Origin of the sequence: Streptomyces sp. MB09-01, from assembly GCF_033794505.1 — a bacterium.
In the GTDB taxonomy this organism is placed as follows: Bacteria; Actinomycetota; Actinomycetes; order Streptomycetales; family Streptomycetaceae; genus Streptomyces.
In genome coordinates this window covers 1-13,379 of record NZ_JARAYQ010000004.1, presented here as the reverse complement: position 1 = coordinate 13,379, position 13,379 = coordinate 1, and the positions used below count along the sequence as shown (strand labels likewise).

The 13,379-nt window shown below is 73.4% G+C and carries 11 protein-coding genes and 1 pseudogene; 5 read left to right on the top strand and 7 right to left on the bottom strand.

Annotated elements, in window-relative coordinates:
* Nucleotides 1-40: 40 nt before the first annotated feature.
* Nucleotides 41-811 carry a thioredoxin domain-containing protein gene (locus tag PV721_RS01590; RefSeq protein WP_319720927.1) on the bottom strand — a complete coding sequence of 257 codons (771 nt, stop codon included), beginning with the start codon at nt 809-811 and terminating at the stop codon, nt 41-43.
* A 229-nt stretch (nt 812-1,040) separates the two neighbouring features.
* Here PV721_RS01590 and PV721_RS01585 point away from each other — a divergent pair, with 229 nt between their 5' ends.
* Nucleotides 1,041-2,417 (top strand): cation:proton antiporter, encoded by a 1,377-nt coding sequence (locus PV721_RS01585; RefSeq protein ID WP_319720926.1) that lies wholly within the window; start codon nt 1,041-1,043, stop codon nt 2,415-2,417.
* Here PV721_RS01585 and PV721_RS01580 read toward each other — a convergent pair.
* The 3 genes from PV721_RS01580 to fusA form a co-directional block, all read right to left on the bottom strand.
* Nucleotides 2,356-3,192 carry a polysaccharide deacetylase family protein gene (locus PV721_RS01580; RefSeq protein WP_319720925.1) on the bottom strand — a complete coding sequence of 279 codons (837 nt, stop codon included), beginning with the start codon at nt 3,190-3,192 and terminating at the stop codon, nt 2,356-2,358. The two genes, PV721_RS01585 and PV721_RS01580, sit on opposite strands and share 62 nt — an antisense overlap.
* Before the next feature lie 131 nt (nt 3,193-3,323).
* The gene (locus tag PV721_RS01575; RefSeq protein ID WP_319720924.1) at nt 3,324-3,869 is read right to left on the bottom strand and encodes an FABP family protein; all 546 of its coding nucleotides are present in this window, start codon (nt 3,867-3,869) and stop codon (nt 3,324-3,326) included.
* Between the two features lie 146 nt (nt 3,870-4,015).
* Nucleotides 4,016-6,088, bottom strand: a complete 2,073-nt coding sequence (gene fusA / locus PV721_RS01570) for an elongation factor G (protein ID WP_319720923.1) — start codon at nt 6,086-6,088, stop codon at nt 4,016-4,018.
* A 441-nt stretch (nt 6,089-6,529) separates the two neighbouring features.
* On the opposite strand from fusA, the pseudogene PV721_RS01565 reads away from it, so the two are divergent.
* Both PV721_RS01565 and PV721_RS01560 read left to right on the top strand, forming a co-directional pair.
* A pseudogene (locus PV721_RS01565) lies at nt 6,530-6,919 on the top strand (MFS transporter); the annotation flags it as partial.
* A gap of 118 nt (nt 6,920-7,037) precedes the next feature.
* A complete protein-coding gene (locus PV721_RS01560; RefSeq protein WP_319720922.1) occupies nt 7,038-8,198 on the top strand; it encodes a hypothetical protein in 1,161 nt (386 codons plus the stop codon).
* On the opposite strand, the gene PV721_RS01555 is transcribed toward PV721_RS01560, so the two are convergent.
* The gene (locus PV721_RS01555) at nt 8,189-9,544 is read right to left on the bottom strand and encodes a sensor histidine kinase (RefSeq protein WP_416371002.1); all 1,356 of its coding nucleotides are present in this window, start codon (nt 9,542-9,544) and stop codon (nt 8,189-8,191) included. The two genes, PV721_RS01560 and PV721_RS01555, sit on opposite strands and share 10 nt — an antisense overlap.
* Nucleotides 9,545-9,638: 94 nt before the next feature.
* The gene (locus PV721_RS01550) at nt 9,639-10,316 is read right to left on the bottom strand and encodes a response regulator transcription factor (RefSeq protein ID WP_319720920.1); all 678 of its coding nucleotides are present in this window, start codon (nt 10,314-10,316) and stop codon (nt 9,639-9,641) included.
* A 135-nt stretch (nt 10,317-10,451) separates the two neighbouring features.
* Here PV721_RS01550 and PV721_RS01545 point away from each other — a divergent pair, with 135 nt between their 5' ends.
* On the top strand, nt 10,452-11,069 hold the full coding sequence (locus PV721_RS01545; protein ID WP_319720919.1) for a hypothetical protein: 618 nt from the start codon (nt 10,452-10,454) through the stop codon (nt 11,067-11,069).
* 293 nt (nt 11,070-11,362) lie between these two features.
* Here PV721_RS01545 and PV721_RS01540 read toward each other — a convergent pair whose 3' ends face one another.
* Nucleotides 11,363-11,947: a MarR family winged helix-turn-helix transcriptional regulator gene (locus PV721_RS01540; protein ID WP_319720918.1), complete on the bottom strand. Its 585-nt coding sequence runs from the start codon at nt 11,945-11,947 to the stop codon at nt 11,363-11,365.
* 167 nt (nt 11,948-12,114) lie between these two features.
* Here PV721_RS01540 and PV721_RS01535 point away from each other — a divergent pair, with 167 nt between their 5' ends.
* Nucleotides 12,115-13,245, top strand: coding sequence for an NADH:flavin oxidoreductase (locus PV721_RS01535; RefSeq protein WP_319720917.1), 1,131 nt, complete (start codon nt 12,115-12,117; stop codon nt 13,243-13,245).
* The last annotated feature ends 134 nt before the right edge of the window (nt 13,246-13,379 follow it).

Genomic DNA, 13,379 nt, shown 5'->3' with positions numbered 1-13,379 from the left:
GACGCCCGAGCGCTGGCAGACGCCGAGGAAATCCCGCAGGTCAAGAAGTGAGAAGTCGGCACGGATTGCGGCCGGCAGGGACGCGTACATCTGCTCGGGTGTCAACGTCCCGGCGACCACGTCCGGGTGTCTTGAGGTGCTGGTAGAGACGGCTGCGGTCGGTGTAGAGCGCACGACTGCCCGCCTTCACCAGGGCCCCGTTGATCTCCATGGTCGGGGTGCTCTCGGCGGGTGAGTCGCCGAGAGCCTCGTCCGAGGCCTCGACGAACTCCCGGTACTTCGTCTCCTGCACGGCCGCGTCGAACTCCGGGCCGCGCAGCCCTTCGACCAGGACGGCCAGCGCCAGCAGCCGGTCCCTCGTGAAACCCCCGGACTTCCGTACGTGGGCCTGGTGGCTGTAGAGCACGTGGTGGTACTCGGCGAACTTGTTCCGGTCCACGGCGGCGCGCAGCGCGTTCGCGGCGAACTTCGACCCCGGGCCGAGGAAGGACCCCAGGGTGAACTGCAGTTGCAGTGCGTCGTTGCGGGCCGCCCGCTTCAGGTACGGGCCGGTGCCCTCCGTCTCGAACTCGGCGCAGGCCGGGCAGCTCATGTCCTCGTACACCCGGACCGCCAGGGGAGCGCCCGGGTCACCGAGCACGATCGTGGTGCCGTCGGCGGCCACCGACTCCCTGGCCACGGGCAGGTTCGCGCTCGCCGACACGTCGAGCGGATCGTCGTTCGCGCCGCGCTTGCGGCAGGCGCCGACGGACGCCGACGCCGTGATGGCGGCGGCCGCGACCAGGAAGCCGCGTCTGGTTCCGACCTGCATGAATGTCCCTCCCCGGGTTCGAACAGGGAGACAGTACGCGGGCCCGCGGGCCCGAACCGCACCGGGCTCACGTCGACTCCGGGACGGCGGAGGCGATTCAATGGGACCGCGCCGAACCGGCCCGCTCCGCACCCTCGTCGAGCGCGTCGGCCGAACAGCTCCACCCCGCACCGACGTGTCACCGAGCAGAACGACGTCCACCCCGCGGAACGAGTGGAAGTGATCCGGCATGACAGCGATCGACACCATCCGGCTGCTGGCGGCCCTCGCCGTGATCTGCGCAGCCGCACACGGATGCGGCTTCCTCTTCGGAGCCCTGCGCCAGCCGCCGGTCATCGGGGAGGTCGTCGGAGGCATCCTGCTGGGCCCCTCGCTCCTCGGGCTCGTCGCCCCCGCGGCCAGAGCCGCGCTGTTCCCCGCCTCCGGGGCGGTGACCAGCGCCCTGGACGCCATCTACCAGCTCGGCCAGCTGCTCCTGATGTTCCTGGCCGGCGCGGAGCTGCGCATCCGGGCGGGCGGCCGGGAACGCCGCACCGGGGCGATCGTGGCGGCCGCCGGTCTCGTGGTGCCCTTCGCAGCGGGCGCGGGCATCGCGGCACTGGTCCCCTCCTCCTTCGCGGGACCGGCGGGCACCACCGTGACGACCGCCCTCGTCGTGGGGCTCGCGATGGCGGTCGCGGCCATTCCGGTCATCTCCCGGATCATGATGGACCTGAAGATCATGGACACCGCCTTCGGCAGGATCGTCCTGATGGTCGCCGTGATCGAGGACGTCATCCTCTACGTGGTCCTCGCCGTGGTCCTCGGCCTCGCCCGTTCGGGCACCGGCCACCCGGTGGGCCTGTGGGACCTGGCCGGCACCACCACGGCCCTGCCGACGGCCGTCTACTTCACGGTCGTCAGCCTGCTCTTCTTCGCCGCGAGCCTGACCTGGGGAGCCCGGCTCTTCCGCCGGCTGGCCGGCCACCGCGCGAACATCGTCGCCCGGCAGAGCCCGGTGGCCTTCCGGCTGATCTTCTTGTGCGCCATGGTGCTGCTGTGCCTGGGGCTCGGCATCAACGCCGTGTTCGGTGCGCTGATGGCGGGCATCTGCGCCGCCCGCGGCGATCACGCGGCCGAGGACGACACCTCCCCGGGCGCCGGGCGGGAAACGGCGGTCTGGGCCGCCATCCGCCAGTTCTCGATGGCCTTCTTCATTCCGGTCTTCTTCGTCCTGGTCGGTATGCGCCTGGACCTGGTGCGCGCCTTCGACCCGTTGTTCTTCCTGTGGTTCCTGACGCTCGCTTGCGGCGTCAAGACGGCCAGCATCTGGGCGGCGGCCCGCCTGGCGGGGGAGGAGCGGGTGTTCGCCTCGTCCCTCGCCGTCGCCCTCAACGCCCGCGGCACGATCGGCATCGTCCTGGCGGGCGTCACCCGCCAGGCAGAACTCATCAACGACCGGTTCTTCGTGGTCCTGGTCCTCGTCTCCTTCGTGACCTGCCAGATCGCGGGCTTCCGGCTGGCGAGGGCGGTGGACGGGCTCCGGGAGCCGGCCGGCCCGACCCCTACCGGGCCCCCGCGGCAGCGGGAGAAGCCGGCGGGCTCAGGAACTCGCGCAGGTCGATGACCTCGTAGCCGTCGGCCCGGGCCGCATCGATGATCCGCGGGAGGGCGTCGGCGTCGAGGACGACGCCGTCGCCGGTGCTGCCGACGTGCATCTGGATGATCGCTCCGGGAGTGAGGGCGTCGACGGCCCGCTCGACCGCCTCGTCCACGGTCATGCCACCCTTCGGGCCGAGGTAGCCGTTGGTGTCGGCGGTGAACTCGATCGCCGCGTATCCCAGGTCGTTGACGTCGGCGACGGACTGCCGGGTGGTGGAGCTGTAGGGGAAACGGAAGAACGGCAGCGGCTCGGCCCCGGACGCCGCCCGGATCGCCGCGTCCGCGCGGCGCACCTCCTCGGCGCGCTCCGCCGTACCGATCTCGTCGAAGTAGGGGTGGCTGTACGAGTGGTTGCCGAGGCCGTGCGCGGCGCCCATGGCGCGGACCGCCGCGGGGTGGGCCTCGGCGAACTCCCCCGTCGGGAAGAAGGTGGCGGGCAGCTTCCGCCGCCGCAGTTCGGCCAGTACGGCATCGAGACCGGCCTCGTCCCACGCGGCGTTGAAGGTGAGCGCCACGACCTTGCGCGAGATGGGCAGCCGGCGGATCTCACTGCCGAGGAGCGAGGCCGGCGGGCGCGGACCGGCGGGTGGAGCACCGGCGGTCGGTTCGCCCGCGGCCGGTGTGTCCGCCGTCGGTTCGCCCGCGGCCCGCGCGGTGGGCTGCGCCACCGCGGCGCCGGAGCAGGGTACGAACCCTGCGGCCAGCAGCGCCGCCAGCGCGGTGCGTCGTCCGACCTCCACCACCCTCACTCCCTCCGGTGCGGCGCCGCCGTCACGGGGCCTCCCACGACTATGCGACGGCGCCGACGGGAGGACCCGCAGCCCGTGCCGGGCACCCGGGTGATCTCCACCGCGGCGACCGGCCGGCGGGCCTACGACGGGGGGCGCCGGCGCAGGTGCGTCGTGAGGTGGTGCTGCAGGGGCTGGCCCACCGCCGCCATGTCGTGAACGACCGTCATCTCCCCGCCGTCGACGGTGTAGCGGCGCCGCGTGCCCGTGACCTCCTTGGCCAGCGGGGTCAGCGACACGTCCTTGGTCTCGATCTCGATCTCCGCACCGGACAGCCGTCCGACGTACGTCTCGACGATGCCGGTGGGGTGCGCGAGCACGACCTCCAGGGAGGCGTCGGGCGTCACCCGCCACCAGCCCGCCTCACGTCCCGCCGGCCGGACCGGGGCCCCGGAGTCGTCGATCAGCCACGCGCGCGCCTCGTAGCGCAGGAAAGGGCGGCCGTCGTGGCTGAAGGTGATCTCCTGCTCGTAACGGAAGTCCTTCTCCAGCGTCGGGTATTCGCCCTGGCCCCGGCCGTGCCAGCGTCCCAGCAGGGGCAGCACGGGCCGCAGCTGCGGGTGCGGCTCCGGGCCCTCGCCCAGGACGTGGCTGTCGGGATAGGGATTGTCCTGCACCGGCTCGAACATGTTCACCTTGTCTGTCTGCGGGGACCCGAGGGGTCCCCGCAGACTAGCGCGACCGCACCGGCCCGCCCCGCCCCCGCAGAACGCGGGCGGGGCAGGCCCGGACGGCCGGTACGGGCCGGCCCGCAACGGCGCGGCGCGCCGCGCGGTCAGCGGGCCGGCAGGGCTGCGGCGACCGAGGCCGGTACCGGCGCGAGACCGGCCGGCCGGGTGGTGAAGGTGCCCCGGCCCTGGGTGCGGCCGCGCAGCCGCGACGCGTAGCCGAAGAGCTCGGCCAGCGGCACGGACGCCGTGATCACCGCGGTCCCGGACTGCGCGGTGGAGCCCGAGACCCGGCCGCGGCGGGCCGCCAGGTCACCCAGCACGCCCCCCACCCCCTCCTCGGGAACGGTCACCGTCACCTCGACGACCGGCTCCAGCAGTTCCACCGTGCTCAGGCGCAGCGCCTCGCGCAGCGCGAACCTGCCCGCCGCCCGGAACGCCATCTCCGAGGAGTCCTTGGAGTGGGTCGCCCCGTCGGTGAGCGTGACCCGCAGCCCCGTCACCGGATGGCCGCCGAGCGGGCCCTCGGCGAGGGCGTCCCGGCAGCCGGCCTCCACGGCGCGCGCGTACTCCTGCGGCACGCGCCCGCCGACGACGGCCGACCGGAATTCGAAGGCCTCCTCCTCCAACGGCTCGACATCGAGGACGACGTGTGCGAACTGGCCCGCGCCACCGTCCTGTTTGACGTGCCGGTAGACCAGGCCCGTCACTCCGCGCACGACGGTCTCCCGGTAGGAGACCTGCGGCCGGCCGACGACGACCTCCACCCCGTGGCCGCTGCGGATCTTCTCCACCGCAACCTCCAGGTGCAGTTCACCCATCCCCGACAGCACGGTCTGCCCGGTCTCCGCGTCGGACCGCACCACCAGCGAGGGGTCCTCCTCGGCGAGCCGCGCCAAGGCCGCCGAAAGCCGCCCGGTGTCGGTGCTGCGACGGGCCTCGACCGCGACCGACACCACCGGAGCTGCCACCGAGGGCGGTTCGAGGATCAGCGGAGCACCCGGCGCGCACAGGGTCGTGCCCGCCCGGGCGGCCTTCAACCCGATCACGGCGACGATGTCACCGGCGACCGCCTCCTCCCGTTCCTCGTGCCGGTCCGCCTGGACCCGCAGGATCCGGCCGACCCGCTCCGTACGGCCCGTGGCCGCGTCCAGCACGGTCGCGCCCTTGCGCAAGGTGCCGGCGTACACCCGCAGACAGGTCAGCCGACCCGTCGCGGTCGCCGTCACCTTGAAGGCGAGGGCCGTGAACGGCCCCGCCGGATCGGGCGCGCGCTCCTGCTCCGCGCCGTCCGCCATCCCCCGTACGGGCGGCATGTCCGCGGGCGAGGGCAGGTACGCGAGGACCGCGTCCAGCAGCGGCTCGACCCCGCGGTTGCGGTACGCCGAGCCGCACAGCACGACCACGCCGTCCCCGTGCAGGGTCAGCTCCCGCAGGGCGCGGGCCAGCGTCCGCTCGGTCAGCGCCGACGTGGCACAGAACTCCTCCAGCGCGTCGGCGTGCAGCTCCGCCACCGTTTCCTCCAGGAGCCGGCGCCGCCGGTCCGCCTCCTCGCGCAGCGGCTCGGGGACCGGCCCCGACTCGTACGCGTCGGAGCCGGCGTGCCAGTGCAGCGCGCGCATCCCCAGCAGGTCGACGACACCGGTGAACGCGTCCTCCCGGCCGATGGGCAGCTGCACCACGAGAGGTACGGCGCCCAGCCGTTGGCGGATCGACGCGACCGCCGTGTCGAGGTCGGCGCCGGCCCGGTCCAGCTTGTTGACGAACGCGATCCGCGGCACACCGTGCCGGTCGGCCTGCCGCCACACCGACTCGCTCTGCGGTTCGACCCCGGCGACGGCGTCGAACACCGCGACCGCCCCGTCGAGCACCCGCAGGGAACGCTCGACCTCGTCGGAGAAGTCGACGTGCCCCGGAGTGTCGATCAAGTTGATCCGATGTCCGTCCCAGGTGCAGCTCACGGCCGCGGCGAAGATGGTGATGCCGCGGTCGCGCTCCTGGGGGTCGTAGTCGGTGACGGTCGTTCCGGCGTGGACCTCGCCCCGCTTGTGGGTGGCACCGGTCGCGAACAGGATGCGCTCGGTGATCGTGGTCTTGCCGGCGTCGACGTGGGCGAGGATGCCCAGATTGCGGACGGCGGAGGGGGAAGTGGTGGTGAGGGGTCGCCCGTTGGCGCGCATGGCCCAGGCCTTTCGAGTGAGGAGAGAAAGGGGCGGCGCGATTCCCGGACGCGATCCCCATCCCCCCGCACACGGCCACGGCGTCGTCGCCGCCCCGCGCCCGGAAGAGGCCCGGGCAGGCGGCGGCGTACGAGAAGCGGAACGCTGGAAGCGGACGGAACGTGAAGGGATCTAGAAGTGCGTCACGGGCATACGGTGACGGCCGCGCAGCCGGCACCGCGCGCTGCGAGACACCGGGATCACGTCGTACCGGGACGGGGGAGCGAAAACGGCGGTGCGGTGCGTGCACATGGCCGGGCTCCCCTTCTCTTCACTCGGTATGAGGCGCGCGGTGCCCTGTCGGCAGCGCGCACGGCGAGTCTAGATCGCGGCCCGGGCCGGGGCACCGCATTTTCCGCCCCCGCCAACGCCGTTGGCCCGGGCTGCGGTACGGTCCGCGGCATGCTCGCCGGAACGCGTACCCCGGCACCCCGGGGCCGGAGCCGCCGGCTCGTTCCGCCCGCCGCTCTGTCCATCCATCTCGCCATCGGCCAGGCGTACGTCTGGAGCGTCTTCAAGCCGCCCCTGGAGACCTCCCCCGGAGTCTCCGGCACCGCGTCCGCCGTGCCGTTCCCACTGGCGATCGTCACGCTCGGACTGTCGGCGGCCTTCGGCGGCACCCTCGTCGGCATGGCCACGGGCATCGCCATCATGGGCTTCGATGGTGGCGCACTGATCGCCGCGCCCTGGTCGGCGTACCTGCTGGACACCTTCGGGACGGACAGCACCGGCATTTCGAAGACGTTCCTGGTCATGGGAGTCGGGTACGGAGCCTTCCTGACCCTCGGCTTGCCGGCAGTTGTTCACGGGCTGAGATCACCCCGCTCGCGGCGACGCTCCACGCACCCGATGGCTGAAAATGGCCCGCGGAGCCCGGCGCGGCGTGCGCGGGGAAGGGAGGGGCACGGACGTGTGGTGGAGCAGAGGCGAACGCCGGCGGCGCGAGGAGGAGGCGCGGGCGGCCGCCCACATGGTGACCCTCTTCCGGAACCCTCCCCAGGAGCACTGGGACAGGCTCGCGGTGGCGGCCACGGATCCGGACGAAAACATTCGCTGGGCGGCCGGCGAGGCGGTCTCCGAAGCGGGTCACGCCGTCGCCGCGCACGCCGACCGGTTCGCCGCCTTCGTCGCCCGTCCACCGTCCGGTGCCGAAGGCGGGGACGAGTACCGAGTCCTGCTGGCCCTGGCCGGACTCGGAGACCGGCGCGCCGCACCCCGGCTGAGCTCAGCGTTCGAGCGTGAATCCCTCCCGTCCCCGCTGGACCGCCGGCACGCACCGACCCTGGCCGAGCTTCCCCCGGCGACCCTGGTCCCGGCGCTCCGCAGCGCACTGCGCGGCAAACAGGGGGCGGGCTACCGCCAGACCGCCATCGACGTCCTCACCCTCTGGGGCGCCGAAGCCGCTCCGGCGACACCCGAGCTGATCGCCCATCTGGACACCCCGCTCGCCCGGGACGCGGTGCGGGCGCTCGGCCGGATCGGACCGGCCGCCGCGCCCGCCGCCGACCTGCTCGCCGACTTCGCCCTCGGCCGCCGCCGCCCGCAGGGACCGGGAACCAGCCGGGGCGCGGCCCCCTGGCACGGCCGGCAGACGGCCGCCTGGGCGCACTGGCGCGTCACCGGGGACGACGCGATCGCCCTCGCCGTCTGCGGCGCCGCCGTCCGGGCCGGAGCCGGCCGGCCCGTCCTCGCCCACCTCGCCGACCTCGGGCCCGCCGCGGCCCCGTACGTCGACGCGGTACGGGTCCTGCTGGATTCCCCCGGCGCCTGGACCCGAGCGGGGGCTGCCCACGCCTGGTGGCGGATCACCGGGGACAGCGCCGAGGCCGTGCCCGCACTGCTGAGCGCCGTCGAACCGGCCCGGGCCTGCCATCCGGCCTTCCCGACGCTCACGGCCACACGCCATCTGGGGGCTATCGGCGCTCCGGCCGCGGCGGCCGAAACCGTGCTCGCCGAGATGCTCGCCGTCGAGCGGCGCACCACGGGAGTCTTCTCGTGGAGCCGCGTCCTGGAGGACGAGCAAGTACGCCGGGCCCTGTCCGAGGCGCTGGAACGGATCCGTCAGAGCTGACGCGTCACCGGCAGCCGCAGCACCAGCCGCGCGCCCCGCGCGGAGTCCTCGGCCGTCAGCGTGCCGCCGTGATGGGTGCTCAGATCGCGCGCGATCGCCAGGCCCAGACCCGCTCCGCCGTGGTCGCGGCTGCGCGAGTCGTCGAGCCGGGCGAAGCGCTCGAAGATCCGCTCCCGGTCCGCAACGGGGATGCCGGGGCCGTCGTCGACGACCTCCAGTACCGCGCCGCGTGCGGTGGTGCGCAGGGTGACGTCGATGCTCCGGTCGGCGTAGCGCTGTGCGTTGTCGACGAGGTTGGTGACGACCCGGCCGAGCCACAGTGCGCTCGCGGTGACCTCGACGTCCGCTTCGAGGTCCGCCCGTACGGGGACCCGATCGCCGAGGCGGCCCTCCACCACCTCGCGCACGAGGGCGGTCAGGTCCAGCGGGACGGCCGCCACGGGCTGGGCCGCGTCGATGCGCGCGAGCAGCAGCAGATCGGCCGCGAGGTGCTGGAGCCGTTCGATGTCCTCCAGGGCTCCGCCGATCAGCTCGGGCCACAGCTCCGGGTCCCGGACGGCCAGGGCCACCTCCAGCTGCGTGCGCAGGACGGTGATGGGACTGCGCAGTTCGTGCGAGGCGTCCGCGATGAACTGCCGTTGGCGGATGCCGGAGGCCTCCAGCCGGTCCAGGGTGGCGTTCATCGTCTCCGCCAGGCGGGCGACCTCGTCCCGGGTGGCCGGGACCAGCACCCTGCGGTGCAGGTCGCGGTCGGAGATCGCGGCGACCTCGGCGCGGATCTCCTCCACCGGCCTCAGCGCATGACCGGTGACCCGCCACGTCACCAGGGCGACGGTGGCCAGCAGCAGGGGCATGCCGATGACGAGGGCGGCGGTCGTGGTGTCGTCGGCCGCGTCCGCGTCCCGCAGCGAGGCGCCGGCGTAGACGGTGGCCGGACCGTCGGGGGTGTCCGTGATGACCTGGACGACCCGCTGACGGTGTTCGCCGCCGAACGGTCGGACCTTCCACGTGTGGACGCGGGGCCCCGGCAGGCCGGGGGAGGCCGGCGGCAACGGAGGCACGTCCAGCAGGTTCGGGCTGGCGAACAGCACCCGCCCGTCGGCGCTCACCACCTGGACGAACTCGACGCCGCGGGCGGGCGCGCGCAGGCGCCCCAGCTTCCCGGTGGCGGCGAGCTGGGCCACCGTCTCGGCCTGCCGCCGGGCGTCGTTCTCCGCGTTGCGCATCAGATTGCCTTCGAGCAGCCCGAGGAGGGCGAACGAGGCGAGTGACAGCGCCGCGGCCACCACCACGCTGGCCCCCACGGTGGCCCGGGCCCGTACGGTGGTGGGCCACAGCCTCCGCAGCGCGGGCCACCGGCTCAGGGCCGCGCCCGCGAGCGCGCGCAGGGCGGCGCCCACCCGGCGGCGGAGGAGGGGAAGCGGGCGCGCGCCGGGTCGCTCAGCCACCGTCGACCGCCAGCCGGTACCCGGCGCCCCGTACGGTCTCCAGCGCGGCGCGGCCGAACGGAGCGTCGATCTTGCGGCGTACGGCGCTGACGTGGACCTCGACGACGTTGGGATCGCCGTCGAAGGCGCTGTCCCACACCTGTTCCAGTATGTCCCGCTTGGGCACCACCTCCCCGGAACGCCGGGCGAGGTACTCCAGCACCGCGAACTCCCGTGCGGTCAGCCGGATCTCCGTGCCGCCACGGGAACAGGAGTGCCGGGCCGGGTCGAGCACCAGGTCGCCGAAGCGCATCACCTGCGGGCGCCTGCGGCCCGTACGCCGGCCGAGCGCGCGCAGCCGGGCGACCAGGACGAGGTAGGAGAACGGCTTGGACAGGAAGTCGTCGGCGCCGGTGTCCAGGGCCTCCGCCTCGTCGTACTCCCCGTCCTTCGCCGTGAGCATCAGGATCCCCGACTCGTTGCCGGCGGCGCGCAGCTTCGAGCAGACCCGGTAGCCGTTCAGCCCGGGCAGCATGATGTCGAGCACGATCAGGTCGTAGTCGTGCTCGGTGGCCATCCACAGGCCCTGGGGCCCGTCGTGGGCCACGTCCACCGAGAACCCCTCCGACTGGAGCCCCCGCTGCAGGGCCACGGCCAGCCGTCGTTCGTCCTCCACCACCAGTACGCGCATGCCGGACAGGATCTCAGGCCCCGCCCGCTCCTGGCTGAAGAGGTCTTCAGGTGGCTTCAGCGGGGCTTCAGCATCCGCTCAGCATGCTCGGGAACGAGCCGGGCGCGGTGCCCGGTTGTCCTGAGGAGCGCCTGTATGTCTGATTCTGTCCCGTCGTCCGAGCAGCCCGAGAACGCGCCGGAGGCCGGAGTCCGCAAGCGAGCGGCTCTGGGCCGCCTGGTGCCGCGCACCAAGACCGCCCGCTGGGTGGCGGCGGGCGCGGCCGTGGTGGTCGTCGGCGGGGGAGTCGCGGTGGCCGCCGTGGCCGACCATGACCACCACGGGGACCGGGGCCCGCGCGTCGTCCGGGCCGAGCCCGGCGAGAAGGGCGGGTTCAAGCGCGGCCCGGAGGGCGTGCCGCCACACGTGTTCAAGGGCGGCCGCGGCGGTCCGGAGGTTTCCGAGCGGCGCGCGGAGCTCGCCGGCCCCGACGCGCCGGACGCCCCCGGTGTTCCCGGTGTTCCCGGTGGAAAGGGAGGGCTGCACAAGGCTGCCCCGGCGCCCCTGCCCTCCCTGGCCATCGGCGAGGCGGCCGACAAAGCCGTCGCGGCCGTGACGGGCGGGAAGGTCGAGAGCCTGCGCGTGATCGCGCAGGAGGGCGGCGGCAGCGCCTGGCTGGCCGTGGTCCTCGGACCGGACGGCGTCCGTCACGCGGTCACCGTCTCCGGCGCGGACGGCACGATCACCAGCAACACCGTCATCGGCGGCCGGTAGCCGACGTTGAGCAGCTGGTCGAGGAGAACCCTGCCGCGGTCCTGGAGCAGGCCGAAGCTACCGAGGCGGAGATCATCGAGGCTCAGCGGCGCGTAGAAGCCGCGTAGAAGCCGCGTAGGAGGTCCGCAGGGCTGTGGGAGCCGAGGCCTGACCCGTGCCGCAGGCACGAGACCCCCGCACGCAGGGCGTGCGGGGGTCTCGTGCTGCCTCCTGCCCGCGTGCAGATGACTGCGGATCGCCGGCGGCCCACTCGGTGTGCAGGAGGCCGTCCCGGTAGAGGACTTCGGACGCTCTTACGGGGCGGGAGGCGGGGGTGCCTGCGGGGCCGGGGCAGGGGCAGGGGCAGGGTCAGGCGTCGCGGATTCGTGCGGGACCGGCGGGTGGCATGCGGCGAGGGTGTCGTCCTCCTCCGTGCGCGGCCAGTACCGTCCCTCGAGGGCCTCGGCGCTGCGGTTGAGCCGGATCAGGACGTCCTCCAGCTCCCGTACTTCCTCAGGGGACCAGTTGGCGACCACCCTGGCCAGGCAGGACCGGTTGACCTCACGGTCTTCGGCGAGCCGGCGCCCGCCTTCAACGGTGATGCACAGCTTGCGGGCCATGCCGCCGTCCGGGTCCGCGACGCGCTCGGCCAGTCCGCAGCGCAGCAGCGCGGCCGTCTGGCGGTTCACGGTCGAGGTGTCGAGCCCGAAGGCCTCCGCCAACTGTCCGATGGACATGGGGCCTTGTGTGTCGATCCGGCTGAGCAACAGGTACGCCGACCGCTCCAGGCGTTCGGGGTCGCGCTCGCGCCGGGCAAGCACCTGGTGCCGCGAGAGCAGCATCAGCTCCCGCTCCAGTTTCTCCAGCACTGCGCCTCCCGCTCCTTCCGGCGGCTCCATTATCGCGGACCTGTGGACCCGGGGGCCCGGCGGCCCCCTGCGCGGCTCGGCCTGCGGGTGGCACCGCGCCTCGGCCGGACACCGCAATATGCATGATACATAGCATGTGTAGTATGCACTTCTCGTTGTCACCCTGACGAGCCACAGCCTCAACCCGGAGGACCCGCATGACCGTCACCTCGTCCACCGCCTCCCGCGCGGCCGAGATCCTGTCCCGGCCCGTCAAGCTGAACGGCCTGACCGTTCCCAACCGCATCGCGATGGCGCCGATGACGCGGATGTTCTCCCCCGGCGGCGTGCCCGGCGAGGACGTGCAGGCGTACTACGCCAGCCGGGCCGCCGCGGGTGTGGGCCTGATCGTCACCGAGGGCACCTACGTCGGCCACGACTCCGCCGGGCAGAGCGACCGGGTGCCGCGGTTCCACGGCGAGGACCAGCTGGCGGGGTGGGCGAAGGTCGCCGCGGCCGTGCACGAGGCGGGCGGCACGATCGTGCCTCAGCTGTGGCACATAGGCATGGTGCGCAAGCAGGGCGAGGCGCCGTATGCCGACGCCCCCGCCGTCGGCCCCTCCGGCATCCGCGTCGACGGCACCGAGGGGACCGGCAAGGCGATGACCCGCGCCGACCTCGACGACGTCATCGGCGCGTTCGCGGACGCCGCCGCGGAGGCCGAGCGGATCGGCTTCGACGGCGTCGAACTGCACGGCGCCCACGGCTACCTGCTCGACCAGTTCCTGTGGGAGCGGACCAACCGCCGCACCGACGCCTACGGCGGTGACGCGGTGGCCCGTACGAAGTTCGCCGCGGAGATCGTGGCCGCGGTCCGCGAGCGCGTCCCCGCCGACTTCCCGGTGATCTTCCGCTACTCGCAGTGGAAGCAGGAGGCCTACGACGCACGGCTCGCGCAGACCCCGGAGGAGCTGGAGGCGATCCTGGCCCCGCTGGCGGCGGCGGGCGTCGACGCGTTCCACGCCTCCACCCGGCGTTACTGGCTCCCGGAGTTCGAGGGCTCGGACCTGAACCTGGCCGGCTGGACGAAGAAGCTCACCGGCCGGCCGGCCATCACCGTCGGCTCGGTCGGCCTCGACGGCGACTTCATCCGCGCCTTCGCCGGCGAGGGCGCGGCGCTCGGCGACATCGACAACCTCCTGGACCGCATGGAACGCGACGAGTTCGACATGGTCGCCGTCGGCCGGGCGCTGCTCCAGGACCCCCAGTGGGCGGCGAAGGTCCTCGGCAACCGCTTCGACGAGCTGCAGCCGTACGACCCGGCGGCGCTCAAGTCGCTCAGCCGCTAGCCGGAGGCCGGTAGCGATACTCAGAGCCGTGGCTCGCTGCGGCATCCTGGTTCCTTCCGCCAGGCGCGGACGGTGAGGGTGGCGGGGTGCAGCGAGCCACGGCTCTGAGTATCGCTACCGGCCTCCGGCTAGCG